This window comes from Providencia sp. TYF-12, assembly GCF_041344805.1.
Taxonomy (GTDB): domain Bacteria; phylum Pseudomonadota; class Gammaproteobacteria; order Enterobacterales; family Enterobacteriaceae; genus Providencia; species Providencia huashanensis.
The window spans coordinates 2,265,186-2,290,478 of the sequence record NZ_CP166833.1; the positions used below are offsets into that span (position 1 = coordinate 2,265,186).

23 protein-coding genes are annotated in these 25,293 nt (G+C 44.5%); 18 read left to right on the forward strand and 5 right to left on the reverse strand.

Annotation, left to right across the window (positions count from 1 at the left end; all coding sequences use genetic code 11):
* The first annotated feature begins 72 nt into the window (after positions 1-72).
* The gene (locus tag ABE954_RS10205) at positions 73-465 is read left to right on the forward strand and encodes a DUF454 family protein (protein ID WP_094301207.1); all 393 of its coding nucleotides are present in this window, start codon (positions 73-75) and stop codon (positions 463-465) included.
* A 57-nt stretch (positions 466-522) separates the two neighbouring features.
* Here the strand turns inward: ABE954_RS10205 and ABE954_RS10210 are convergent, their stop codons facing one another.
* The 4 genes from ABE954_RS10210 to ABE954_RS10225 all read right to left on the reverse strand — a co-directional run bounded on the left by ABE954_RS10210 (position 523) and on the right by ABE954_RS10225 (position 3,510).
* Positions 523-1,191, reverse strand: a complete 669-nt coding sequence (locus ABE954_RS10210; protein WP_042844315.1) for a M15 family metallopeptidase — start codon at positions 1,189-1,191, stop codon at positions 523-525.
* A gap of 11 nt (positions 1,192-1,202) precedes the next feature.
* Entirely contained in the window at positions 1,203-2,333 is a 1,131-nt protein-coding gene (gene dapE / locus ABE954_RS10215; RefSeq protein ID WP_371025897.1) for a succinyl-diaminopimelate desuccinylase, read from the reverse strand.
* Between the two features lie 13 nt (positions 2,334-2,346).
* Complete coding sequence (locus ABE954_RS10220) at positions 2,347-2,721, reverse strand: ArsC family reductase (protein WP_042843560.1); 375 nt, start codon at positions 2,719-2,721, stop codon at positions 2,347-2,349.
* Positions 2,722-2,889: 168 nt separating this feature from the next.
* Positions 2,890-3,510, reverse strand: coding sequence for a LuxR C-terminal-related transcriptional regulator (locus ABE954_RS10225; RefSeq protein ID WP_042843561.1), 621 nt, complete (start codon positions 3,508-3,510; stop codon positions 2,890-2,892).
* Between the two features lie 615 nt (positions 3,511-4,125).
* Between ABE954_RS10225 and maeB the strand changes: the two genes are divergently transcribed.
* From maeB to ABE954_RS10250, 5 genes are all read left to right on the forward strand, one after another.
* Complete coding sequence (maeB, locus tag ABE954_RS10230) at positions 4,126-6,405, forward strand: NADP-dependent oxaloacetate-decarboxylating malate dehydrogenase (protein ID WP_042843562.1); 2,280 nt, start codon at positions 4,126-4,128, stop codon at positions 6,403-6,405.
* Positions 6,406-6,533: 128 nt separating this feature from the next.
* The gene (locus ABE954_RS10235) at positions 6,534-7,406 is read left to right on the forward strand and encodes a ChaN family lipoprotein (RefSeq protein ID WP_129465978.1); all 873 of its coding nucleotides are present in this window, start codon (positions 6,534-6,536) and stop codon (positions 7,404-7,406) included.
* 128 nt (positions 7,407-7,534) lie between these two features.
* Positions 7,535-8,329, forward strand: coding sequence for an energy transducer TonB (locus ABE954_RS10240; RefSeq protein WP_071548144.1), 795 nt, complete (start codon positions 7,535-7,537; stop codon positions 8,327-8,329).
* A gap of 12 nt (positions 8,330-8,341) precedes the next feature.
* On the forward strand, positions 8,342-10,501 hold the full coding sequence (locus ABE954_RS10245) for a S9 family peptidase (protein ID WP_129465977.1): 2,160 nt from the start codon (positions 8,342-8,344) through the stop codon (positions 10,499-10,501).
* A gap of 141 nt (positions 10,502-10,642) precedes the next feature.
* Positions 10,643-12,901 carry a TonB-dependent receptor domain-containing protein gene (locus ABE954_RS10250; RefSeq protein WP_371025885.1) on the forward strand — a complete coding sequence of 753 codons (2,259 nt, stop codon included), beginning with the start codon at positions 10,643-10,645 and terminating at the stop codon, positions 12,899-12,901.
* A gap of 62 nt (positions 12,902-12,963) precedes the next feature.
* Here ABE954_RS10250 and xseA read toward each other — a convergent pair whose 3' ends face one another.
* Entirely contained in the window at positions 12,964-14,331 is a 1,368-nt protein-coding gene (xseA, locus tag ABE954_RS10255; protein WP_048607330.1) for an exodeoxyribonuclease VII large subunit, read from the reverse strand.
* 171 nt (positions 14,332-14,502) lie between these two features.
* Between xseA and guaB the strand changes: the two genes are divergently transcribed.
* From guaB to ABE954_RS10315, 12 genes are all read left to right on the forward strand, one after another.
* Positions 14,503-15,969 carry an IMP dehydrogenase gene (guaB, locus tag ABE954_RS10260; RefSeq protein WP_042843566.1) on the forward strand — a complete coding sequence of 489 codons (1,467 nt, stop codon included), beginning with the start codon at positions 14,503-14,505 and terminating at the stop codon, positions 15,967-15,969.
* Positions 15,970-16,052: 83 nt separating this feature from the next.
* Positions 16,053-17,630, forward strand: a complete 1,578-nt coding sequence (gene guaA / locus ABE954_RS10265) for a glutamine-hydrolyzing GMP synthase (protein ID WP_048607329.1) — start codon at positions 16,053-16,055, stop codon at positions 17,628-17,630.
* Between the two features lie 38 nt (positions 17,631-17,668).
* Positions 17,669-17,845, forward strand: a complete 177-nt coding sequence (locus ABE954_RS10270) for a hypothetical protein (RefSeq protein ID WP_001131288.1) — start codon at positions 17,669-17,671, stop codon at positions 17,843-17,845.
* 89 nt (positions 17,846-17,934) lie between these two features.
* Complete coding sequence (locus tag ABE954_RS10275; RefSeq protein WP_000954590.1) at positions 17,935-19,137, forward strand: site-specific integrase; 1,203 nt, start codon at positions 17,935-17,937, stop codon at positions 19,135-19,137.
* A gap of 147 nt (positions 19,138-19,284) precedes the next feature.
* Positions 19,285-19,506, forward strand: a complete 222-nt coding sequence (locus tag ABE954_RS10280) for an AlpA family transcriptional regulator (RefSeq protein WP_001179606.1) — start codon at positions 19,285-19,287, stop codon at positions 19,504-19,506.
* A 4-nt stretch (positions 19,507-19,510) separates the two neighbouring features.
* On the forward strand, positions 19,511-20,338 hold the full coding sequence (locus ABE954_RS10285) for a helicase RepA family protein (protein ID WP_001162384.1): 828 nt from the start codon (positions 19,511-19,513) through the stop codon (positions 20,336-20,338).
* Complete coding sequence (gene repC / locus ABE954_RS10290; protein WP_000743064.1) at positions 20,325-21,206, forward strand: replication protein C, IncQ-type; 882 nt, start codon at positions 20,325-20,327, stop codon at positions 21,204-21,206. The genes ABE954_RS10285 and repC overlap by 14 nt, the downstream gene beginning before the upstream one ends.
* A gap of 1,032 nt (positions 21,207-22,238) precedes the next feature.
* Entirely contained in the window at positions 22,239-22,427 is a 189-nt protein-coding gene (locus ABE954_RS10295; protein WP_000024442.1) for a stabilization protein, read from the forward strand.
* Between the two features lie 140 nt (positions 22,428-22,567).
* On the forward strand, positions 22,568-23,347 hold the full coding sequence (gene trbJ / locus ABE954_RS10300) for a P-type conjugative transfer protein TrbJ (RefSeq protein ID WP_000836966.1): 780 nt from the start codon (positions 22,568-22,570) through the stop codon (positions 23,345-23,347).
* Between the two features lie 12 nt (positions 23,348-23,359).
* Positions 23,360-23,596 (forward strand): entry exclusion lipoprotein TrbK, encoded by a 237-nt coding sequence (gene trbK / locus ABE954_RS10305; protein WP_000718002.1) that lies wholly within the window; start codon positions 23,360-23,362, stop codon positions 23,594-23,596.
* A 10-nt stretch (positions 23,597-23,606) separates the two neighbouring features.
* Positions 23,607-25,034: a P-type conjugative transfer protein TrbL gene (trbL, locus tag ABE954_RS10310; RefSeq protein ID WP_001405816.1), complete on the forward strand. Its 1,428-nt coding sequence runs from the start codon at positions 23,607-23,609 to the stop codon at positions 25,032-25,034.
* 4 nt (positions 25,035-25,038) lie between these two features.
* Complete coding sequence (locus ABE954_RS10315) at positions 25,039-25,287, forward strand: hypothetical protein (protein ID WP_000213809.1); 249 nt, start codon at positions 25,039-25,041, stop codon at positions 25,285-25,287.
* The last annotated feature ends 6 nt before the right edge of the window (positions 25,288-25,293 follow it).

Genomic DNA, 25,293 nt, shown 5'->3' on the forward strand with positions numbered 1-25,293 from the left:
TACCACAGATTTTGTAAGGTATTTTACCTTAGTATCTGCTTATTTCTTATTCTTTATAAAGGAGGAGGAGTTTTGAAAAAATTGTTCCTCATTACCATTGGATGGTTAGCTGTTGTACTGGCTTTTGCTGGTGTGGTGCTTCCCGTTTTGCCAACAACCCCTTTTTTATTATTAGCTGCTTGGTGCTTCTCTCGCTCATCACCGCGTTTCCATCACTGGTTGCTATATCGTTCGTGGTTCGGTAGTTATATTCGTCATTGGCAAAAACATAAAGGGTTACCAAAGGGGGCTAAACCTAAGGCTATTATTTTAATCTTATTAACATTTTCATTTTCTATTTGGGTTGTTAGTTACCTTTGGTTAAAAATAAGCTTATTGGTACTGTTATGTTGGTTGTTAATGTTTATGTATAGGCTTCCAGTGGTTGATGAACAAATTTCAGGGAAAAATAAGAAGGTTTCATAGACGGGGAATTCCAATCTATGAAACGCAATATAATAGGGAGAAATGTCTTAGCTAGTCTTATACATCTAGGCGAATATAACGCTCAAATACATAATTTAAGTTGTTGATTAGCCAATTTTTACCATAGATCTCTTCTTGCTGTAACACTTGTTTAATCACTTCAGGTGTTAATAATTGCTCAGCTTCATGCGCTAAAGGCCAATAACTAATATGCCACGGTTCGTATGCGACACCAGCATCAATTGCTGTGAACGGGCGATAAAAATCGAATGTTGACATATTTTCAGTAAGCCAATCATTTAGCTCTGCAAGGTAGCCCCCAGCCTCATATTCCCATGGTTCTAACTGCAATGTTTGCCCTGTAGGGATACGCAAAGGGTCATAAACATCAATCTCTGTGCCCCAGTGATGGCGACTGGCTCCGGGTAATGCGGACCAATGCAGAATAGCTTCACATAGTTCCCCTTCAGAAAGTTGGCTGATATCTAATGGTTGACTATGAGTATCAAGAACAGGGCGCAGGCCGGTAAATTTTTCATTCCAAATAAGTTGTTGACGTGAAAAATCACGAAAAGCGCTTGCTGACTGTAATTTAAAGCCCGCTTTAGTCGCGGTTTGTTGCATTGCAAGAAACGCTTTTGTTGCATTAAATTGCAAGCGATGTGACCCGCCAAGCGTAACTAAATGGTCTGTTGAGCGGCCAGTTAGCATTTCAATAGTGAGCATATTATTGGTGGTCATAGTATTAACAACTCCATGATCCTCTCATAGATTAAAGCTAATTGTTGTAGGTCATCCACTTTTACGCATTCATCAACTTTATGAATTGTTGCATTTAATGGGCCTAGTTCAATCACTTGAGTGCCCATTTGAGCGATAAAACGGCCATCCGACGTACCACCACTGGTTGAAAGTTCAGCGTTTTGACCCGTTAATTCATGAATTGCTTGTAATGTAGCGGTAACTAATTCGCGTTTTTCTGTCAAAAAAGGTTGCCCAGATAGTACCCATTCAATTTTATACTCGAGTCCATGTCGTGATAACATTTCAGTGACCCTGTCACGTATTTGTGTGTCAGTCAACTCAGTACTAAAACGGAAATTAAATTGGACAGATAATTCTCCAGGGATCACATTACTTGCCCCTGTCCCTGCATGAATGTTAGCAATTTGCATCGTCGTTGCTGGGAAAAAATCATTACCAGTATCCCATGTGGTGGTCGTAAGCTCATGCAAAAACGCACTTGCGCGGTGAACTGGGTTAGTTGCTAAATGTGGGTAGGCGACATGGCCTTGTACGCCGATGATAGTGAGGTTAGCTGTGATTGAACCTCTGCGGCCATTTTTAACAATGTCACCTAATTGAGCTTGACTAGAAGGCTCACCGACTAAACAGTAGTCGACGCGTTCTTGGCGCTGCATTAAAGTTTCAACGACTTTAACAGTACCGTCTAACGCATCTGCCTCTTCATCTGAGGTGATTAAAAAGGCTAAACGACCCTGATGGTTGGGGTGTTTTTCAACAAATCGCTCTGCAGCGACGACCATTGCTGCGACTGAACCCTTCATGTCGGCAGCACCACGGCCATAAAGATGCTGATTTATAATCGTAGGTGTAAATGGTGGTGTTTGCCACTGAGCACTATTACCCGCAGGGACAACATCAGTGTGACCTGCGAAGGCTAAAGTAGGGCCTTTTGCGCCACGAAATGCCCAAAAATTTAATGTATTCCCAAAGAGCATGGGCTCAATAATGAAGCCAATTTTGTCTAGGCGTTCAATAAGTAAGGCTTGGCAGCCTTGGTCATCAGGGCTGATTGAAGGGCGAGCAATAAGTTCTTTGGCAAGTTGAATAACCGGACAATCCATTTTAATCACCTGATTATTTAATGAAGTTTTGGTACTCATCCGCATTAAACCCAACTAGATAACGGTTATCAGCGGAAACAAGTACAGGGCGTTTGATCATCGCAGGCTCTGCAAGTAATACCTTTTTAGCGCTATTAGCGTCGATAACGGCATTTTTTTCATCATCAGTCAATTTACGCCATGTAGTACCACGCTTATTAACGAGGATTTCCCAGTCAATGTTATCCATCAGTGTAGAAAGTAATGCATCACTAATTCCATCAACCCGATAATCATGGAACTGATAATCAACCCCATTATCCTCTAAGTATCGGCGAGCTTTTTTTATGGTGTCACAATTTTTAATTCCGTACATAATATAAGGAGAAGCAGCAGGGGTGTTCGACATACAATGGTCCTCAAAAAATAGCGATATACCTTATATAATGCGGGAAAATGCATTGAGGATCTACCCCAAAATGGTAAATAGATATCAAGGTTATTATTTGCTTGCATATAGTTTATTTCATAAATATTAAATGAATTAAACTGAGCGTTAATATTAAATTATATAGATTTATTTTGAGCGCATATATATTAAGCTTGCTTCAAGTCGTGAGCGGACACGTAGCTTCTTAAGAATATTGCGTATGTGAACTTTCACCGTTTCCTCTGAAATAAAAAACAATTTAGCTATTTCCCTATTTTTTAAGCCTAGTGCCATTTTGTGAATGATTTCACATTCGCGTCGAGTTAGTGTTGATAAAGGGTCAGTAGATTGATGCCGTGTAATAAGCAGTTGATATATTTTTTCACTAAACACATGCTGGCCTTCTGATGCTTTTTTCATACTATAAAATAGCATATCTAGATCACTGTTTTTTAATAAATAACCTTGAGCACCGGAATCGATAGCATTATACACATCAGTCTTAATAGTAGATGCAGATAACACTAATATATAACTATTTATACAATGCTTACGAAGTGAGCGTATGGTCTCAAACGTTTTATTCCCTCGAATATTAGTATCAATTATTATTAGGTTAGGGTGTAACTGTGTTGCGACATTCAAAGCGTCGTTACAGCAGCAACATTCAGCAATTATAGTAAAGTAATCATCGGTATTTATAAGTTGACGTAATCCGAAGTGTATGATCGGGTGTTCATCAATAATCATTACTGAATAATTAGACATAGTCGGTTCCTTTGTCATGTCTTAAGGAATATCATATTTTCCATATAGAGAGTGGGCTGTTAAATAATTTATTTAATATATAATTAATATATATAATAGTGTTTTGTCACTATGTATTAGGTTGTTATATATTGCCTGCATTGCTGAAATAAGTTACTGAAATATGTTATGAGAACACGATATAAAAATAATAATCACAAATTTTGATAATACATTAAATTGGTGTAAATAATATCTAATATTTTAATATGATAATGATAAAAAAATAATCATGAAAGTGAAAATAATATTTTCACAATTTAATTTGCATGTTTTTTAAATTGAAGGAGTACATAATGATATATGATTTATATAAAATTAATAAATATCTTAGTCTGTGAGAAATAGATTAATATCTTAAACATGTTGCTGTTATCACTTTTATTATTGGTAGAGGCAGAGGGACTTTGAATGGATAAAACGATAGCGCAGGTAAGGTATCTGCAGACATATTGCTGATAATATCATCGTAACCGAAAGATTTTTCTGGAAATTGCCAGCATGATCATGATTTGCTAGTGAGATGTGTTTATACTGTTAGCGCTCTTACCTTACCAATTTTGAAAGGACTTGACGATGGATGATAAATTAAAACAAAGTGCTCTTGATTTTCATGAGTTTCCACATCCTGGGAAAATTACTGTTACTCCAACTAAACCATTAACAACCCAGCGCGATCTTGCATTAGCTTATTCCCCCGGCGTTGCTGTTCCATGCCTTGAAATTGCTGAAAACCCACTTAAAGCTTATCGTTATACTGCTAAAGGTAACCTTGTTGGCGTTGTGTCCAACGGTACGGCAGTTCTTGGGTTAGGTAATATTGGTGCTTTGGCAGGTAAACCTGTCATGGAAGGGAAAGGCGTACTATTTAAAAAGTTTTCTGGCGTTGATGTCTTTGATATTGAAGTTGATGAAACAGACCCAGACAAACTGGTTGATATCATTGCTTCGCTTGAGCCAACTTTTGGTGGTATTAATTTGGAAGATATCAAAGCGCCAGAATGCTTTTATATTGAACAAAAACTGCGTGAACGCATGAAAATACCCGTATTCCACGATGACCAACACGGGACAGCGATTATCTGTACTGCTGCGGTTATCAATGGATTACGCATTGTAAAAAAAGAGATTGGTGACGTCCGTCTAGTGGTTTCAGGCGCGGGAGCCGCATCAATCGCTTGTATGAATTTATTAGTCGCATTAGGCTTAAAACGTGAAAATATCACAGTTTGTGACTCAAAAGGTGTTATTTATAAGGGTCGTGACGAAAAAATGGATGTCACTAAAGCGGCCTATGCGATTGAAGATAACGGCCAGCGTACTTTAGCTGATGCGATACCAAATGCCGATATTTTCCTAGGTTGTTCTGGTCCTCGTCTTTTAACGCCTGAAATGGTGAAAACCATGGCAAAAGACCCACTCATATTGGCGCTTGCCAACCCAGAGCCTGAAATTCTTCCACCGTTAGCCAAAGAGGTTCGTCCTGACGCCATTATCTGTACAGGTCGTTCTGATTATCCTAACCAAGTTAATAACGTTTTATGCTTCCCATTCATTTTCCGTGGTGCACTGGATGTGGGTGCGACAACCATTAACGAAGAAATGAAACTAGCTTGTGTGTATGCCATTGCAGATTTGGCTTTGGCAGAACAAAGTGAAGAAGTGGCCTCTGCGTATGGTAATCAGGACTTATTTTTTGGCCCTGAATATATTATTCCTAAACCATTTGACCCACGCTTAATTGTTAAGATTGCTCCTGCTGTTGCAAAAGCCGCTATGGATTCAGGCGTTGCAACACGACCAATCGAAGACTTTGATGTGTATATCGAAAAATTAAATCAGTTTGTCTATAAAACAAACTTGTTTATGAAGCCTATTTTCTCTCAAGCGAAAACAGAGAAAAAACGCATTGTTTTGGCGGAAGGGGAAGAAGAGCGCGTATTGCATGCGACTCAAGAATTAGTTTCATTAGGTTTAGCGTTCCCTGTTTTAGTTGGGCGTCCTAGTGTGATTGAAATGCGCATTCAAAAGCTTGGCCTACATATTGAACTAGGTAAAGATTTTGAAGTAGTAAACAATGAAAATGACCCACGGTATAAAGAGTATTGGCAAGAATACTACCAGATTATGAAACGCCGAGGCGTCTCACAAGAAATGGCACGTCGTGCTGTAATCAATAACCCAACCTTAATTGGTGGGATCATGGTATTGCGTGGCGAAGCAGATGGGATGATTTGCGGTACTGTCGGAAGTTATGGTGAACATTACGAAGTCGTCAAAGAACTATTTGGTTTCCGTGAAGGTGTTCATACCGCAGGTGCGATGAATGCCTTGCTACTACCAACCGGTAACACGTTTATCGCCGATACTTACGTTAATGAAGACCCTACACCTGAAGAGCTAACAGAAATTACTTTAATGGCGGCAGATACCGTACGTCGCTTTGGTATTGAACCAAAAGTTGCTCTGCTTTCTCGTTCTAGTTTTGGTTCTTCGGATTGCGCATCAGCACAAAAAATGCGCGACACACTTGCGATGGTTAAAGCACGTGATCCGCACCTTGAAATTGACGGTGAAATGCATGCCGATGCGGCCTTAATCGAATCAATTCGCAAAGATGTGATGCCTGATAGCCCATTAAAAGGTTCAGCTAACTTATTGATTATGCCTAATATGGAAGCAGCTCGTATTAGTTATAATTTACTGCGAGTGACTAGCTCTGATGGTGTTACTGTAGGGCCAGTATTGATGGGAGTAGCGAAGCCTGTGCATATTTTAACGCCAATTGCTTCAGTACGTCGCATTGTGAATATGGTGGCATTAGCCGTTGTAGAAGCACAAACTAACCCGCTATAGGTTTTGTGTTAATAACTTAATATTATCTGTAAAGACTTCTGTTTTTATAAAATAGAAGTCTTTTTTAATTGAAAATGATTCTCATTATCTGTATTTTGTAGTGTAGACTACAGCATACGGAAAGTATAATGATTTCAATTAGATTAATATCAAAAGTATCCATTTTTATCGTCGGGTTATTCATTATTAGCGGTTGTGTGCAAAAAGTTACACCGTCCATAGTACAACTAGATAATCAGCTTACTGGGCCAAATCAATTGGTTGATTTGTCTACAGGAAAACCAATTACGCCTCAACAACTTATCCAGCGACTCGCACAATCCACTCATGTGATTGTGGGGGAAAAGCATGACAATCTGTATCATCACCAAATAGAGCAGTGGGTTGCTCAGGAAATGCAACAGGTTCGCCCTCAAGGCTCTGTGTTACTTGAAATGATTACGCCTTCACAGCAAAACAATATCACCAAGGTGCAAGCTCAGATGCAAAGTAACCTTTATATACGTGATGAAAAGCTACAGGCGGCTATTAAGTGGAATACTGGCTGGCCTTGGGGCTTATACGGTAATCTGGTAAGGCATTTACTTAGTCAGCCATATCCTTTGTTGAGCGCTAATTTAGATAAACAGGTTATTACAGAGGCTTATGCTAATCCACCTGTACTAAAAGGCCAGTATTCAACGCAGTCAGTAGTACAAGATACAATTCGGAAAACGATTAAAAGCTCACATGGTGGGGAACTTACCGTTGAACAAGTAGAAAAAATGACTGTTATTCAGCAGATGCGTGATCGGGCAATGGCACAAGCGTTAATCAATGCGCCAAAACCTGCGTTGCTGTATGCCGGTGGGTACCACGCAACCCGTGCAATCGGGGTTCCTTTACACTTACAAGATTTAGCTCCTGAAATAGAATTTAAAGTTTTGATTATCTCCGAAGAGGGTAATCAAATTGAAAACTTACATGCTGATTATGTTTGGTATACGCCAAAGAATAATTAATTTCGCATAAGATAAGTAATATTCATTAATTATGCGAATGATTTAACATTAAAGGCAATAAATGCTTTTCATTTACATTTGTTATTGATTATCATTTACATACTTTTTTTATGATAAGAAAGATGAAAATGGTGGCGATGACTTTAGGTTATGAACAAGCAACAAAAACCAGTAGCTCAGTTGTATTAGCGGTTCTTTTACACATAATGGTTATTGGTTTCTTTATTCGTACTATAGAAGATAAATGGGATGATTACTTACCATCACCTTCAGTGGTAATGGAACTCTCTTTTGAGTCAGAAGCAAAACAATTAACTGAAACTAATATTGGGAAAACACAAGAACTCTCGATAGCAAGCGAAGCAAAGCTAACTCCTGACGATGAGTTTCTTGAACCGGTTGTTCCAGTTAATGAAGATGCTGAATTATTAGTGGCGAAAATTAAAAAAAAGAAAACACAACCAGAGGTCAAAAAAGCACATAAGGAAATTAGTAACAAACGAATAAGTGAAATTGAAAGCGATAATTCAAAAGCGAGTTCTGCCCCGGTGACTAGTGAGGCGGTGGCTAAACAACAAACACAGCGCGTTGCTGCACAAGTTGATAGCAGTTCTCAAGCGGATGATAGCAAACGTCAATGGGAAGCAATGGTACTGGGGCAGTTGAACAAGTTTAAGCGCTACCCTGATGATGCGAAAAGGCGTAATAGAATAGGGCGTCCTATCATAAAATTTGAGGTTGATGCACAAGGTTATGTATTAGACAGTGTATTAATTAAAAACTCCGGGACGCAATCATTAGATAGAGAAGCACAACGTGTCCTTTTGAGAGCTGAACCATTGCCACCACCACCAATTGATATGTTAGTTAATGGAAAGGTAACGGTGAAGTTACCTATTGATTTTAATATCATCAATGATTAATCAGGGTAAGAAATGCTAACACATTTAAATCTATTGTCAGGCTTCTCTCAAGCCGTTAAATTTTGTCTCATTATATTATTGGGACTACAGACAAACGCAAGTTTTGCGGAGGAAAGAATGATTGCACCAAAGGCACAAAAACAGCCTCATACGATGACTATTCATGGTGATACGCGTATCGATGATTACTATTGGCTGCGGGATGATGCAAGAAAGTCACCAGAAGTTATTGAATACTTAACACAAGAAAACAACTATACACAGCAACAACTTCAATCTGGAAGTTCGTTAAAAAAGGAAATTTATGATGAGTTGTTTTCTCGAGTAAAACAAGATGATGAGTCAGTTCCCTATAATTATAATGGTTATACATACCGTTCACGAGTCGTTGCGGGTAAAAACTATCCGATATATGAAAGACGCCCTATTAATAGTGATGGTGAATGGGTTGTCTTAGTTGATGGTAATGAACGCGCTAAGGGCACCGAATATTATCGCATGGGGGCATTAGCCATCTCGCCGGATAACACCACGCTAGCTATTGCTGAAGATCGCCAAGGGCGTAATGAATTTGCTGTGTCATTTCGCAAAATTAAGGGGGGCGAATGGCAAGAAAATATATTAACCAATACATCAGGTAATATTGTTTGGGCCAATGATAACCAAACACTATTTTATGTGAATAAGGACAAGCAAACATTGTTGCCTTACCAAGTGGTTAAACACCAATATGGTACACAACAAACCCAAGATAAACTGGTGTATGAAGAAAAGGATGACACTTTTTACGTTAGCTTAGCGAAATCGACGTCAAAAGATTTCATTTTAATTGGTATCACGAGTACTGAAACGTCTGAATACCGGTTAATTGATGCTAACCAGCCACAAAATGAAGTTAAAATTCTACAACCACGTCAAACAGGGGTTGAGTATTATCCTGATCATTTCAACGGTAAATTCTATATTCGCTCTAATCACCAACACCCATTATTTGGTTTATACATTGCAGACAATATTTCAGCGCCGTGGTTAAGCTTTATAGCCCCTCGTGATGGGGTAGATCTGGAAGATTTTGCTTTATTTAATAATTGGTTAGTTGTGGAAGAACGTCAAAATGGTTTGGTGAATATCCGCCAAATCAGTTGGTTAACACATAAAGAAAACCAAGTAAGCTTTGATGACCCAACTTACATGGCGTGGATCGGGAATAACCCTGAGCCTGATACGGATACACTACGCTACGGTTATTCATCAATGACCACGCCATCTTCAGTATATGAAATTAATATGCTGACTCAAGAAAAGCAGCTTCTAAAACAAGAAGAAGTTAAAGATTTTAATAAACAAAATTACCAAAGTAAGCGTATTTGGGTTACTGCACGAGATGGTGTAAAAGTCCCTGTTTCCTTGGTTTACCGTAAAGATCTTTTCAAACAGGGGCAAAACCCATTGTTAGTCTATGGTTATGGCGCTTATGGTTACGGAATTGATCCATCATTTAGTTCATCCCGCTTGTCTTTGCTTGATCGTGGCTTTGTTTACGCGATTGCTCACATTCGTGGTGGTGGTGACTTAGGTAAAAATTGGTACATACAAGGTAAAACAATCCACAAGATGAATACCTTTACTGACTTTATTGATGCAACCAAAGGGTTATTATCAGAAGGTTACGGTAAAGCAGGGCATGTTTATGCCATGGGGGGAAGTGCTGGTGGCTTGTTGATGGGGGCGGTTGTGAACATGGCGCCTAATTTATATGAGGGTGTGGTTTCCGCTGTCCCATTTGTTGATGTGGTGACTACCATGTTAGACCCGTCAATTCCTCTGACGACAGGGGAATATGATGAGTGGGGGAATCCAGAAAACGAAGAGGATTACTGGAGAATAAAAGCTTATAGTCCATATGACAATATCAAAGCACAACATTACCCACATATTCTAGTGACGACAGGGTTACATGACTCTCAAGTTCAATACTGGGAGCCTGCTAAATGGGTAGCTAAATTGCGAGATATTAAACAAGGTGATTCATTATTATTATTAGAAACCAATATGAGTGCGGGGCATGGTGGTAAGTCAGGGCGTTTTAATGCGCTAGACGACATAGCTCGTGAATATAGCTTTATCTTAATGCTTGAAGATAAACCCAAATATTTTCCATATTTAAAATAATAATTAACCTATAAAAATTAGGTGTTCTTAGGGCAGCAACAATATTAATGGCATTGTTGCTGGGCCTTTTCACAGGCACTATTTTGTTCTGTGTTAGCAATGTGAGCGTATGACACTCAGTACGTTTACAGGAATGGTTTAATGAATAATAAAACAATAATTATGGTAGTTGGTATTATTGCCACTAGCTACCAAGGGGTTGCTTTAGCTGAAAATACGCAGCAGAAAAATAAACAGAAAAATAATGTGGTTAATTTTAGCCAGTTAAAAGTTTCGGGTGCGCAGAAACAAACCCCGCTCGTCAAAGCATTAGAAAAACCCGGTGCTTACAATGCGGTTGGTACGGAAAATAAATTACAGTCGATGGACAAAATTATCCGCACGATGCCCGGTACTTATACCCAAATGGATGGCAGCCAAGGAACAGTGAATGTTAATCTCCGTGGTCTGAGTGGTTTTGGGCGCGTGAATATGATGGTTGATGGTATCACGCAGAGTTATTATGGAATTTCCCCGAGTCAATATACACATGGACAACAACCAAATAATGATTTTGGCGCTTTAATTGATCCAAATTTTATTGTTGAAATTGAAGTAGAAAAAGGGCAATTAAATGGAGGAAATAGTGTTAACGCTTTAGTAGGGAGCGCAAATTTCCGCACTATCGGTATTGATGATGTGATTTTTAAAGATAATTTATATGGGCTCCGTAGTAAAGCTAGTTGGGGAGATAATGGTCTCGGTTATAATGGAATGGTGGCGGTTGCAGGGAAAACATTATTACAAGATGATGGTTATTTTGGCGGATTAATTGCGGTTAGTGGCCATAATATTCCTGGTAGTTATAAAAATGGTGATGGGTTTGATAGTGACGACTTTGCCACTGATTCCACTTTCAAACAAAAGCCCCAATCGCAATTAGCCAAATTGAAATATAAACCTAATGACAGCCATGAATTAGAATTCAGTGGTCGTTTCTTACAAAATAAGCTCACGAGAAGAAAGATTAATAGTGAAGATTATTATATTAAATATAAATATACGCCGCTGAATGAGTTAATTGATGTTGAGGTTTTAGCTAGCCATGGTAAAAACGACCAACAATTTGAAGGTGACTCATTAGGTTGGGCATTAAGGCAAGGTAAGTCTAAAAATATTGGCGATGGACTTAATCTTTCTAATACAAGTCGGTTTTCATATGGTGATGTTGATTTTCAATGGAAAGTAGGTTCTAAGTTATCTAAAACGAAATATGAGCGCGAGGTTAGTTCTGTTATTGACCAAGATACGTTGAACTATAACCCATTCTCGCCAAGTGGGTCGTTAGATCTTGCGAGCGCCTATACACAACTAGAAGCAAAGTATGGTATCTATACAGCAATTTTTGATTTGAACTATATGAATTACCACTTAAAAGGTTTCAAACCTGCATGTGGCGATCAAGATTTTTGTTTTCCACAAGAAGCCGCGACTTTAAATTTACGGGGTAATGGTTTTAACCCCGGAGTTTTATTATCAGCAGAAATTATTCCTGAATTCCAGCCATTTGTTAGTTATGCGCATTCAATGAGAGCACCGAATACGCAAGAGGTTTTTTATTCTCAAGAAGGTGGTAATTCAATGAACCCATTCTTAAAAGAAGAGAAATCACAGACATGGCAAGTTGGTTTTAATAGCTTTAAACCGGATTTAATTTTTGAAGGTGACCAGTTTAATATGAAGGCATTATGGTTCCATACAAAAATTAAAGACTATATTACGAGTAAGCCTTATTTACTTTGTCGCCCAAGATCAAATGCTGAACTGGCTTGGTGTTTGATGAATGATGATGTATGGGACAAAGAATTCCCAGAATTTATGCGTAAAAGCTATATGTATGTCAATGAGCCTCATGATGTTAATCTACGTGGCTATGAATTACAGGCTAATTATGATGCAGGTATAGTTTATTCAACATTATCCTATACCAAAGAAACTGGGGATCAACCTAACTCTATAGCTAAAGTTGCTGATTTCAGTGCGGGGGACTTCACAGAGCTTCCCGATTATTATTTGACGTTAGATTCTGGTGTACGTTTATTGGATGAGAAATTAACCGTAGGTACAACCATTACATGGACAGGCCCCTCAAAACGAATTGGTGTACAGTCTATCGTTGATCATGATGGAAATGCGCTAAAAGATAACTATGAAAAACAACCTACAATTATTGATTTATATGCAGACTATGAAGTTAATAAAAACGTTAAATTGATGATGACGGTTAATAATGTAACCAATAAAAATTATTCGGATGCACTAAATCGTGCAAATTCTACCGCTATTATGGAAGAACGCGGTAAAAACAATGCAACAGCTAGAGGGCGTACTTATATGATTGGCGGGCAGGTGCGTTTTTAATCAACGTATAAATTTAAAACCACTTATCCCGTTATTTTTATCGAGATAAGTGGTTATAATAATCATTTCGATACTCTTTTGGCTTTAACCTTTTCAATATGGGTAACTTGGCTTTCAACCCAGCCATCATTAAGGCGAGTTTTCAGTGGTTGGCCGATTTTCACTTGGCTGGTTTTTTTCAACACTGTACCTTTAGCGGTTTCACTGATACTAAACCCGCGAGCTAAGGTAGCTAATGGGCTAACCGCTTCCATTTTTGAACAAGCTACTGCGAAACGTTGGCGGTAACTATTAACCAAACTCGTGACCATATTCTGCAAATGATACTGTGTCTGCTGCAACTGTCGCTGCTGTTTTTGCAATTGAGGGCGCAAATCATTTTGCAGTAAACGGCGATTAACTTTTTCGAATTTAACCGTTGAATTTTGTAGTTGTCGAGTCATCGACTGCGCCAGTTTTTGTTGCAATAAATTAAGCTGGTTATGTTGCCTTGCCAAACGCAATTGCGGGTGCTGTTGCTGTAAACGATGATGTAAACGAGCAAACCTTTGTTGTTGGCCCGCCACGTAATAATCCATTGCCATTTCAAGATGTTGCTGTGCTGATTTTATCTGGCGTAGCATCTCTAATTGGTTACGGCTGACTAATTCTGCTGCGGCAGAAGGCGTTGGTGCTCGAACATCGGCAACATAATCCGCAATCGTCACGTCAGTTTCATGACCAACAGCACTAATTATAGGCAGTTGGCTAGCAAAAATAGCCCTAGCAACGATTTCTTCATTAAAGGCCCACAAATCTTCAAGTGAACCACCACCGCGACCAACGATTAATACATCGCATTCTTGACGCAAATTTGCCAGCTCAATCATTCTCGCAATTTGGGCTGGTGCCAATTCACCTTGAACCGCTGTAGGGTAAATGATAATTGGCAGTGAAGGGTCACGACGGCGTAAAATGTTTAAAATATCATGTAATGCAGCCCCGGTTGCCGAAGTGATAATACCGACGCATTTAGCTGGGCTAGGCAAAGTTTTTTTATAGGTGACATCAAACAAGCCTTGCGCATTTAGAGTTTGCTTTAAAAGCTCAAAGCGTTGTTGTAACAAGCCTTCGCCAGCAGGTTGCATGCTTTCGATGATCAATTGGTAATCACCGCGAGGCTCATACAAAGTCACGGTAGCCTTGACTAAAACTTGTTGGCCATTTTGTGGGCGAAATGTCACACGCGCATTTTGCCCACGAAACATCGCTGCACGAACTTGTGCACGGTCATCCTTCAAGGTCAAATACCAATGACCTGAACTTGGCTGCGAAAAATTAGAAATTTCAGCGGTTAGCCAAATACGGCCCATTTGGTTATCAAGAAGTTCGCGAACCGCTTGGTTTAGTTTACTAACTGAGTAAATAGCACTATTTTGTGATGTCGACATGTGAGCTAGATCAAATTTTAAAACAAGGACTTAATTGATAGATACTAACGTAGCCATTGGAGTTATCAAGTTTTTTTTCAAAAAAAGGCTGGAAGCAACCGATTACGGTGTGTATAATTCCGCGGCAATATTTTATACCTTTCCATAACGCTGCCTGGTGGGATATTGCCTATGTTACGCATTAAAAAAGAAGCACTAACTTTCGACGACGTTTTACTCGTTCCTGCACACTCAACGGTATTGCCAAATACTGCAGATTTATCAACTCAACTGACTGCAAACATCCGCCTGAACATTCCTATGCTTTCTGCAGCCATGGACACCGTTACTGAATCTGATCTTGCAATCGCGCTAGCTCAAGAAGGCGGTATCGGTTTTATCCACAAAAACATGACCATCGAGCGCCAAGCGGAAGAAGTCCGCCGTGTGAAAAAACATGAAAGTGGCGTCGTGACAGACCCTGTTACGGTGACGCCAGATACAACAATTCGTCAGGTACAAGAGTTGTCTGAACGCAATGGTTTCGCAGGTTACCCTGTGGTAGCTAAAGACAATTCATTAGTGGGGATTATTACTGGCCGTGATGTCCGTTTCGTCACTGACCTTGACCAGCCAGTTACTGCGGTAATGACGCCGAAAGAGCGTTTAGTTACTGTGAAAGAAGGCGAAGCGCGTGAAGTCGTGTTACAAAAAATGCATGAAAAACGTGTAGAAAAAGCCTTAGTGATTGATGATAACTTTCATTTGTTAGGGATGATCACCGTTAAAGATTTCCAAAAAGCAGAACGTAAGCCTAATGCTTGTAAGGACGAACAGGGGCGTTTACGTGTTGGCGCAGCCGTTGGTGCCGGAGCAGGTAACGAAGAGCGTGTTGACGCGCTGGTTGCTGCTGGCGTTGATGTATTATTGATTGACTCATCTCATGGTCACTCTGAAGGTGTATTACAGCGTATTCGTGAAACGCGTCAAAAATACCCAGAATTACAAATTATTGGTGGTAACGTTGCGACAGCCGAAGGTGCAAAAGCATTGGCAGAGGCAGGCGTTAGTGCTGTAAAAGTAGGGATTGGCCCAGGTTCTATTTGTACTACACGTATTGTTACTGGTGTTGGGGTTCCTCAAATCACTGCTATTGCAGAAGCGGCAGAGGCATTGGCTGGCACTGGTATCCCTGTGATTGCAGATGGGGGAATTCGTTTTTCTGGTGATATTTCTAAAGCGATTGCCGCTGGGGCAGCTTGTGTCATGGTTGGCTCTATGTTTGCGGGGACTGAAGAATCGCCAGGAGAAACCATTTTATTCCAAGGTCGTACCTATAAAGCATACCGTGGTATGGGTTCATTAGGAGCTATGTCTAAAGGTTCTTCAGACCGTTATTTCCAATCTGATAATGCGGCTGACAAACTTGTCCCTGAAGGGATTGAAGGCCGTGTGGCGTATAAAGGCCGCTTAAAAGAAATTATTCATCAACAAATGGGCGGGCTACGCTCCTGTATGGGGCTGACAGGTTGTGGTACTATTGATGCGTTAAGAACAAAAGCAGAATTTGTTCGTATTAGTGGTGCTGGTATCCAAGAAAGCCACGTTCATGACGTTACTATCACAAAAGAATCTCCGAACTACCGTTTGGGGCAATAATCGATAACGTTTCAGGGTGGTGCGGTTAATTAATACGCACCACCGATTTTATTTTTGACTTGAATTTTTGGAATTCTCCTCAAATGACAACAAATATCCATAAGCATCGCATTCTTATCCTTGACTTCGGTTCGCAATATACACAGCTGATTGCCCGTCGTATCCGTGAAATTGGCGTTTATTGTGAACTCTGGGCGTGGGACGTTACAGAAGAGCAAATTCGAGAATTTAATCCAAATGGTATTATTCTTTCTGGTGGGCCAGAAAGCACCACGGAATCAGATAGCCCACGCGCTCCTGACTACGTGTTCAATGCAGGCGTACCTGTATTAGGTATTTGCTATGGCATGCAAACAATGTCAATGCAATTAGGTGGCGCAGTTGAGGTTTCAGGCGAGCGTGAATTCGGCTATGCAAATGTAGAAGTTACTGAGCAATGTGAACTGTTCCGTGATATTCATGATTCATTGAATGAAGCTGGCAAGCCTGTTTTAGATGTGTGGATGAGTCATGGAGATAAAGTGACTGCGATTCCAGCGGACTTCAAAACGATCGCAAGCACACCAAGCTGCCCATATGCCATCATGGCAAATGAGGAAAAAAGGTTCTATGGGGTTCAATTCCACCCAGAAGTTACTCACACACACCAAGGTTTAAATATCTTAAAACGTTTTGTACAAGATATTTGCCAATGTGAGGCACTATGGACACCAGCGGCAATTATAGAAGACACGGTTGCGCGCTTGAAAGAGCAAATCGGAGATGATCATGTATTGCTGGCACTTTCAGGTGGCGTTGATTCATCAGTAACGGCTCTGTTATTAAACCGTGCAATTGGCAAGCGTTTGACCTGCGTATTCGTTGATAACGGCTTATTACGTTTAAATGAAGCAGACCAAGTGATGGAAATGTTTGAGGGTAAATTTGACTTGAACATCATTCATGCTAAAGCTGAAGATCGTTTCTTAAGTGCATTAGCAGGGATCAGCGATCCTGAAGCTAAACGTAAGAAAATTGGCCATGTATTTATCGAGGTATTCGATGAAGAGTCATCGAAGCTTCCTAACATTAAATGGCTAGCACAAGGGACAATTTACCCTGATGTTATTGAATCCGCCGCTTCAGCGACAGGTAAGGCACACGTTATCAAATCACACCATAACGTAGGTGGTTTACCGGATGACATGAAGTTAGGTTTGGTTGAGCCGTTAAAAGAACTGTTTAAAGATGAAGTACGTAAAATCGGTCTTGAACTGGGCCTGCCATACGACATGTTATATCGCCATCCATTCCCAGGACCAGGCTTAGGCGTTCGTGTACTCGGCGAAGTTAAGAAAGAATATTGTGATTTACTACGCCGCGCAGATGCTATCTTTATTGAAGAACTACATAAGGCAGATTTATACCATAAAGTTAGCCAAGCATTTACCGTGTTTTTACCTGTTCGTTCCGTCGGTGTGATGGGAGATGGTCGTAAATACGATTGGGTTGTTTCTCTGCGTGCTGTTGAGACTATTGACTTTATGACCGCTCATTGGGCACATTTACCATATGATTTCTTAGGCCGTGTATCAAACCGCATTATCAATGAAATTAGCGGTATTTCTAGGGTCGTATATGATATTAGTGGTAAACCACCAGCAACAATTGAGTGGGAATGATTCCGCGTCTGGCACAGCCAGGCACCTGATGGCATGAAATGCCGCTAAGCCCGCGTAATTGCGGGCTTTTTTTTGTTTGTGTTTGGCACGATCTGGCAACGGGAGGAAGCGCCAAGCACCGTTTGAGCATGGCATTAAAGCTGGTATTATGGTTTGGCGATGCCATGATTGATGCCGATACCATGCTGCGTTCTTTTGTGTGTTCATGGTATTAATATTCTATAAGTTACTGTTTCGTAAGAAAAAATACGATAAATTCGAGATTTTTTCAGCATGGTATCGGAGACGAAGAAGGACAAGGTACATGCTGACCGATACCAAGCTGCGCAATCTCAAGCCCAGGGACAAACTCTACAAAGTGAATGACCGGGAAGGTCTCTATGTGGCAGTGACTCCAGCCGGCTCCATCTCGTTCCGTTACAACTACTCAATCAACGGTCGGCAGGAGACCATCACCTTTGGGCGTTATGGTGTCGGTGGCATCACCCTGGCCGAAGCCCGCGAGCTGTTGGGTGACGCCAAGAAGATGGTTGCGGCGGGCAAGTCGCCGGCCAAGGAGAAAGCCCGAGACAAGGCGCGGGTGAAAGATGCAGAGACGTTCGGTGCCTGGGCGGAGAAGTGGCTGCGTGGCTACCAGATGGCCGACTCCACCCGCGATATGCGCCGCTCGGTTTATGAGCGTGAGCTGAAGCCGAAATTCAGCAATCAGAAGCTGGTGGAGATCACCCACGAAGACTTGCGGGCGCTGGCTGATGCCATTGTTGAGCGAGGCGCACCGGCCACCGCCGTTCATGTGCGTGAAATCGTGTTGCAGGTATTTCGCTGGGCCATCGAGCGTGGGCAGAAGGTCGAAAACCCGGCAGAACTGGTGCGCCCAACAAGCATCGCTCGATTCGAGCCACGTGACCGAGCGTTGACGCCAGAAGAAATTGGGCTGATGTACCAGTACATGGAGCGAGTGGGCACAAGCCCAACAAACCGTGCGGCGGCCAAGCTGTTATTGCTGACGATGGTGCGCAAGAGCGAGCTGACCAATGCGACCTGGAGCGAGATCAATTTCAGCGAAGCGTTGTGGACGATTCCAAAGGAGCGGATGAAACGCCGTAACCCGCACCTGGTATTTCTGTCCCAGCAGGCTCTGGATATTTTCATTGCCATGAAAACCTTTGCCGGTGGTTCCGACTTCGTTTTGCCATCACGGTACGACTCGGATGCGCCGATGAGCGCTGCCACACTTAACCAGGTGCTGACGCTGACTTACAAGGCGGCGCAGAAAGATGGGAAGTCACTTACCAAGTTCGGACCGCATGATTTGCGGCGCACAGCCAGCACGCTGTTGCATGAGGCCGGCTACAACACCGACTGGATCGAGAAGTGCCTGGCGCACGAGCAGAAGGGCGTGAGGGCTGTCTACAACAAGGCTGAGTACCGCGAGCAGCGGGCGGCGATGTTGCAGGATTGGGCCGATATGATTGATGAGTGGACTTCGGGAGGCAGTAAGGGTTGATGTTTTTGCTATCTTTGATAGCATTGAAGTTGATGCCGTGAATTTATAAATAAGGCCGCCATTGGCATCGGGCAGGTCAATTACCGATTAGCTGCTTCGCGCAGCTACTCGATGAATAGCAACTATTCATTTGAGAGGTATTGACCCATGCAAAATATAAAGACCCTCATCAACAGGAAGAAGCTCCTGGAGATGATCCCGCTTTCGACACGAACAATTTATAACCTGGAGCAGCGAGGGGATTTTCCACGCCGTATCGCGTTAACCAGTAGAAATGTCGCCTGGGATTTGTCAGAGGTCGAAGAGTGGATTGAGGCACGTAAATCATCGGGTGATCAAGCTGCGCGACCTGGCCCTATAGAGGGCTAGTTATATGGCTCTTGATCTTATGGCGGCTTTCACGGAATTGCCGCCACCCATTGATTATGTTCTGCCTAATATGGTTGCTGGCACTGTTGGTGCTCTTGTGTCGCCTGGTGGGGCTGGTAAATCCATGTTGGCCCTTCAATTGGCTGCACAGATTGCAGGCGGGCCTGATTTACTTGAAATAGGCGAGTTTCCCACCGGGCAAGTGGTCTATCTGCCTGCTGAAGATCCACCGGCCGCTATTCACCATCGTCTGCACGCCCTTGGGGCACACCTCAGCGCAGCGGAACGGCAAGCCGTGGCTGATGGTTTGCTCATTGAACCCTTGATCGGTAAATGCCCAAACATCATGGCTGCTAGCTGGTTCGATGCTCTCAAACGAGCCGCTGAAGGTCGTCGCTTGATGATCTTGGACACTTTGCGGCGCTTCCACATTGAGGAGGAGAACGCTAGCGGGCCGATGGCGCAGGTTGTTGGGCACATGGAGGCCATAGCCGCTGATACAGGCTGCTCCATTGTGTTTCTGCACCACGCGAGTAAAAGCGCAGCCATGATGGGGTCGGGCGATCAACAGCAGGCCAGTCGTGGATCGTCCGTACTGGTTGATAACATCCGTTGGCAATCGTACCTATCCGGCATGACGCAAGGCGAGGCCGAGATACTGGGGGTCGATGATTGTCAGCGTGGGTATTTTGTCCGCTTTGGCGTCAGCAAGGCCAACTATGGCGCACCTTTTCAAGAACTCTGGTTTAGACGGCACGACGGCGGCGTGTTGAAGCCTGCTGTACTGGAGCGGCAGTGCAAGGTGAAAAGGAGACAGCGTGAAGAAGCCTAAGCATGACCTGACCCACGTCCGACATGATCCCGCGCACTGTTTGGCACCTGGCCTGTTCCGCAGCCTCAAGCGTGGCGATCGCAAACGCTGCAAGCTGGACGTGACCTACACCTTTGGCGAGGACGAATCCATGCGTTTCGTCGGATTCGAACCTCTCGGGGCCGATGATATGCGTCTTTTGCAAGGCATCGTGGCCCTTGGCGGCCCGAACGGCATCTTGCTAACCCCGGAACCGACCAGTGAGACGGGGCGACAGCTACGGCTATTCCTTGAACCCCGTTTCGAAGCCATTGAGCAAGACGGCTTGGTGGTTCGTGAGAGCCTGACCAAACTGCTCTCAGAAACGGGCATGACGGATAGCGGCGACAACATCAAGGCGCTCAAAGCCAGCCTGCTGCGCATGTCGAACGTCACCATCCTTGTGACGAAGGGACGGCGGCAAGCCGCGTTCCACCTGATGAGTCATGCTTTTGACGAGACGGACGGCAGGCTATGGGTTGCCCTGAATCCGCGTATTGCCGAAGCGATCCTGGGGCATCGTCCATATGCCCGTATCGACATGGCGGAAGTGCGGGTGCTACAGACTGATCCGGCACGGCTGATGCACCAACGGCTATGCGGCTGGATCGACCCCGGCAAATCCGGGCGCGTGGAACTGGACACGCTTTGCGGCTATGTCTGGCCAGATGAAGCCAATGCCGAAGCTATGAAAAAACGCCGTCAGACTGCCCGGAAGGCACTGGCCGAACTTGCCGCCGTGGGTTGGGTAGTGAACGAATACGCCAAGGGAAAATGGGAGATCAAGAGGCCTGGCCCCACGGCAACTGCACCCGTTTACCGTCGTAACGTTCCCTTGTTACCGTCGTAACGCTCCCCTTCTGCCGTCGTAACGTTCCCCGTCCCAATTTGGAAAACCCAGACGGTGCGCTGCTTTGCGGGCAGTTTGGGAAATCCATCCAAGATTATCTAAAGATAATCCATCATGCGCGGTGCAGCTCGCGCCTTGAGGGCGCGTTCTGACCTTGCCAATAAAGCCCTGGCGGGCTTTATCAATCGGCCATAGGCCGATGGTTTAACGCCAAGAAGAGAAGGCGGCTTCAGTGGCCGCTGAAACGCCTTGTGAGAGGGGAAAACAACCCGGAGTCCCTTATTCCATGAGCTGAAGCAGAATCTGCGTCTAACGGTGCTGGAGGGCCGCTGTGTGCACTTGTAGTTATCTGTACTGAAACCTTGGCTCGAAACGTGAAATGGCTAAGCAGTGCCCATTCGTTCGGTAAGAATAATAAGAAGATTATTATTCTTATTATTACCAAGCAGGAATGAGCCGTGTGTGTTGGACGCCCATAACCAGTAACCTGCGTGAAGGTGTCAACATCAGGAAAGGTTGCCCCTCAAGTATCAATACGTCGCCTTAGTGGTATGACGGGAGGGGAGGCAAATTTCTTGTGTTCATTGACACTTGAGGGGCGGGTTATGCCCTTCTTTTTTGGCGTCCAACTCGCCCCATCGGGGCGAATGGTTTGTGTCGATTGTTGGCATTTTAGGTTCCGATTTAAAGCCGATTGAGCAGCGATTTTGAAGCGACTATGTCGATTGCAGGCCGATTTGGTGACGATTACGGTTATGTTGCCAAGAATCGGTGTTTGTTTGACGATAAAACGCTTTACGTTCGATATGCGCTAGATTTTCAATAGTGGGTGAAATGCGGGCAGGATGGGTGAAGTTAGCTAACCGGCAAGCCGGTTATCTATCTTCACTGTCCCTTATTCGCGCCGGGGGCACTCAACGGGAATCCTGCCCTGCGGGGCTGATCGGCTACCGCCGGTTGCAAGAGTATAGGTCTTGCTATTTTTAATATCTTTGATAGCATGGTTGTCGGGTACACCAAAAGGGTATTGATATGGCAAATGTGCTTATCAGGAATTTACCCGCCGAGGTGCACCGTGCGTTGAAAGTTCGAGCAGCGCTCAACGATAGGAGCACCGACGCGGAAATACGCGAAATACTGACGGCGGCAGTACAGCCGCTAGAGCTTGAAGAGATTGGCCGGGAAGTTGGCTTGTCCGAAAGCGATAAAAAAACAGAGTAGTTTTACGTTTGTAAGTCCGGGCCTCAGCGCCAAGGGCAATACCGATCAGCTAGTGGCGTAGCTCTTCGATGAAACGTTGCCGAGAACAAGCACAACGCTTGGTCAAGGCAATGCCTTCTTTTCATCGACGGAGTACGACCATGAAGTCCAAAATTTTAGCGGCTAAAAAAACCGCTCTAGCCGTTGCACTCGCAACCGGCTTTATCACCACTACCACCGCCCCTGTGCAAGCTGGTATCCCCGTCATCGACGGCGGCAACCTGGCCCAGAACATCATGACGGCCATCGAGTCGGTGGCGCAGACGCTCAAGCAGATTGAGCAGTACCAGACCCAGTTGCAGCAGTACGAAAATCAGCTCCAGAACACGATGGCCCCAGCCGCGTATATCTGGGATCAGGCGCAGACTACGATCAACCGGCTGATTGCCGCGCAAAACACGCTGGCCTATTACGAGAACCAGCTAGGCAGCCTGGATCGTTACCTGGCCAAGTTTCAGGACGTGGCCTATTACCGCAGCTCGCCATGCTTCAACGGCAGCGGCGGATGCACGCCGGCCGAAAAGGCAGCGATGGAAGAGAACCGCCGCCTGGCGTCAGAGTCGCAAAAGAAGGCCAACGATGCCCTGTTCCAGACCGTTGCCGACCAGCAAAAGGCTTTGAAGGATGACGCCCGTACCCTGGAGCGGCTGCAAGGCGCGGCCCAGGGTGCAACTGGCCAGCTACAGGCCATCGGCTACGCCAACCAGCTCGCCAGCCAGCAGGCCAATCAGCTCTTGCAGATTCGCACCATGTTGACCGCCCAACACAACGCGGAGGCAGCCCGGATTGCAGCAGAACTCGATGCCGAGGCGCGAGGTGATGCCAGGGCCGAGCAAATGCGTACCTGGACGTTTCGCCCGAGTCCGGCAGACAACTACTAGGGAGGCGGTGAGATGAAAAAAATCTTTTTTACTACCGCGGCTACGTTGCTGTTGTTGGCTGGATGTGAACAGGAAAGGATGCCCGAACCAAATGCGGCGACGTGTGCCCCCGATGCGTTCCAGGCAGCACTGAATGAAATGCGCAGCGAAGCGAACCGAGAGGCCTTTACCGAGGAATGCAGAGCATTCCAGAAGGCCAAGCAGATGCGTCAGTGGGAGTTCAAGCCCAGCCCTAAAGATGATTATTGAGGTGGTCGCCATGAGAAAGAAAATTGCTCTAGGTGGCTTGATGATGGTCGCCACAATGGTGCTGGCTGAACCTGCAATGGCGCAGGAGCTAAGTAGCAGCGGTGTTATGAATGATGTGCTCAAGCGTTTTCATGATGCTGCCGCAACATGGGGGCCAGCTATTGAGTCCGCTGCATCGCGTTTGTTCTGGACGCTGGTTGTGATTTCGATGGTCTGGACATTCGGCATGATGGCTTTGCGCAAGGCCGACATTGGCGAGTTCTTCGCGGAGTTCGTTCGCTTCACGATCTTCACCGGCTTTTTCTGGTGGTTGCTGACGAATGCGAACCAGGGCATGAATATCGCCGGTACGATTGTTCAGTCATTGCAAACTCTGGGCGCGCAGGCGGGGGGACTTTCCAATAGCAATCTTGGGCCCTCCAGCATCCTTGATCTTGGTTTCGAGTTATACAACCGCACAGTACAGGCCACCTCGGAGCTGGGATGGCGGCAGATGGCAACTGCTCTGGTCATGGAGCTAATGGCCCTGGCTGTTTTGTTTGTCCTGGCGTTGATTGCGGTCAACCTGTTGCTGTTGCTCGCATCAGCCTGGATTCTGTTGTATGCCGGTGTGTTCTTCCTTGGCTTTGGTGGAAGTCGTTGGACTTCCGACATGGCGATCAATTACTACAAGACCGTGCTGGGCCTGGCCGCACAGCTTATGGCAATGGTGCTTCTGGTTGCGATTGGCAAAGAGTTCATCAATCACTACTACACGCAAATCAGCGAGAACATGGCATCCCAGGAACTGGCCGTGATGTTGGTTATATCGGTCATCTTGCTTTTCTTGGTCAACAAAGTTCCGCCGATGATTTCTGGTCTTGTGTCTGGTGGTGGTATTGGCGCAGCCGGTGGAATTGGAAACTTCGGTGCGGGTGCGGCAGTTGGGGCGGCGGTGACGGCGGCCAGTATGGCAACTGGCGGCGCTGCCCTGGCAGGTAAAGCGGTTATGGGTGCCGCAGCCGGTGCAGCCGGAGGTGCAAGTGCACTCCAAGCGGCTTTTCAGAAAGCATCAGCGAGTATGGAAACCGGCGGTGACATGTCCAGCATGGGGTCAGTTGTCAGCAGTGGCGGAAACGGTGGTGGTGAAGCGGGTACTGCTGGCAGTAGCCCATTCGCCCAAGCGGCTGGCTTTGGTGACAGCGGCAGTAGCTCAAGCGGTGGCGGCTTTGCCAAGGCCGCGAAGCTGGCCACAGGCACGGCCTCCGAGTTAGCCAAGGGTGTCGGCTCTCAAGTGAAGCAGGGATTCCAGGAGCGAGTGAGCGAAACCACAGGCGGAAAACTGGCTGCTTCGATACGCGAAAGCATGGAGCCGAAAGAAGCAAGCCAATCTGGCCAGTTCGAGGGCAATAGCTTGGGCGCCGATTCTGGCCCAGATAGTAACGAAGTCAGGAGTTAGCACGATGACGACATCAACATACATGGCCGCATTGGCGGCCCTGGATGAAGCGCCAAGGGAAGAAGTCAGCCAGGTATTTATTTCGCCGCTGGGTGATCAATCGACCGAGGTCGATGCAGAGACAGAAACAGCCGCTTTTGTATCACGGCCAGACCCTATGAGAGAGAGCGAAACTAAGCCGATAAGTATTGAGGTTAATGGCGGCAGGAATGAGCGGTCAGCATTCGCGGAGGCGGCGGGGCTGTACCTGTAGGCGCAC

Coding starts and splice junctions, on each gene's coding strand:
- ABE954_RS10210 (WP_042844315.1), bottom strand. CDS start 1,191: ATGCTCACTATTGAAATGCTAACTGGCCGCTCAACAGACCATTTAGTT.
- dapE (WP_371025897.1), bottom strand. CDS start 2,333: ATGGATTGTCCGGTTATTCAACTTGCCAAAGAACTTATTGCTCGCCCT.
- ABE954_RS10220 (WP_042843560.1), bottom strand. CDS start 2,721: ATGTCGAACACCCCTGCTGCTTCTCCTTATATTATGTACGGAATTAAA.
- ABE954_RS10225 (WP_042843561.1), bottom strand. CDS start 3,510: ATGTCTAATTATTCAGTAATGATTATTGATGAACACCCGATCATACAC.
- maeB (WP_042843562.1), top strand. CDS start 4,126: ATGGATGATAAATTAAAACAAAGTGCTCTTGATTTTCATGAGTTTCCA.
- ABE954_RS10235 (WP_129465978.1), top strand. CDS start 6,534: ATGATTTCAATTAGATTAATATCAAAAGTATCCATTTTTATCGTCGGG.
- ABE954_RS10240 (WP_071548144.1), top strand. CDS start 7,535: ATGGTGGCGATGACTTTAGGTTATGAACAAGCAACAAAAACCAGTAGC.
- ABE954_RS10245 (WP_129465977.1), top strand. CDS start 8,342: ATGCTAACACATTTAAATCTATTGTCAGGCTTCTCTCAAGCCGTTAAA.
- ABE954_RS10250 (WP_371025885.1), top strand. CDS start 10,643: ATGAATAATAAAACAATAATTATGGTAGTTGGTATTATTGCCACTAGC.
- xseA (WP_048607330.1), bottom strand. CDS start 14,331: ATGTCGACATCACAAAATAGTGCTATTTACTCAGTTAGTAAACTAAAC.
- guaB (WP_042843566.1), top strand. CDS start 14,503: ATGTTACGCATTAAAAAAGAAGCACTAACTTTCGACGACGTTTTACTC.
- guaA (WP_048607329.1), top strand. CDS start 16,053: ATGACAACAAATATCCATAAGCATCGCATTCTTATCCTTGACTTCGGT.
- ABE954_RS10270 (WP_001131288.1), top strand. CDS start 17,669: ATGCCGCTAAGCCCGCGTAATTGCGGGCTTTTTTTTGTTTGTGTTTGG.
- ABE954_RS10275 (WP_000954590.1), top strand. CDS start 17,935: ATGCTGACCGATACCAAGCTGCGCAATCTCAAGCCCAGGGACAAACTC.
- ABE954_RS10280 (WP_001179606.1), top strand. CDS start 19,285: ATGCAAAATATAAAGACCCTCATCAACAGGAAGAAGCTCCTGGAGATG.
- ABE954_RS10285 (WP_001162384.1), top strand. CDS start 19,511: ATGGCTCTTGATCTTATGGCGGCTTTCACGGAATTGCCGCCACCCATT.
- ABE954_RS10295 (WP_000024442.1), top strand. CDS start 22,239: ATGGCAAATGTGCTTATCAGGAATTTACCCGCCGAGGTGCACCGTGCG.
- trbJ (WP_000836966.1), top strand. CDS start 22,568: ATGAAGTCCAAAATTTTAGCGGCTAAAAAAACCGCTCTAGCCGTTGCA.
- trbK (WP_000718002.1), top strand. CDS start 23,360: ATGAAAAAAATCTTTTTTACTACCGCGGCTACGTTGCTGTTGTTGGCT.
- trbL (WP_001405816.1), top strand. CDS start 23,607: ATGAGAAAGAAAATTGCTCTAGGTGGCTTGATGATGGTCGCCACAATG.
- ABE954_RS10315 (WP_000213809.1), top strand. CDS start 25,039: ATGACGACATCAACATACATGGCCGCATTGGCGGCCCTGGATGAAGCG.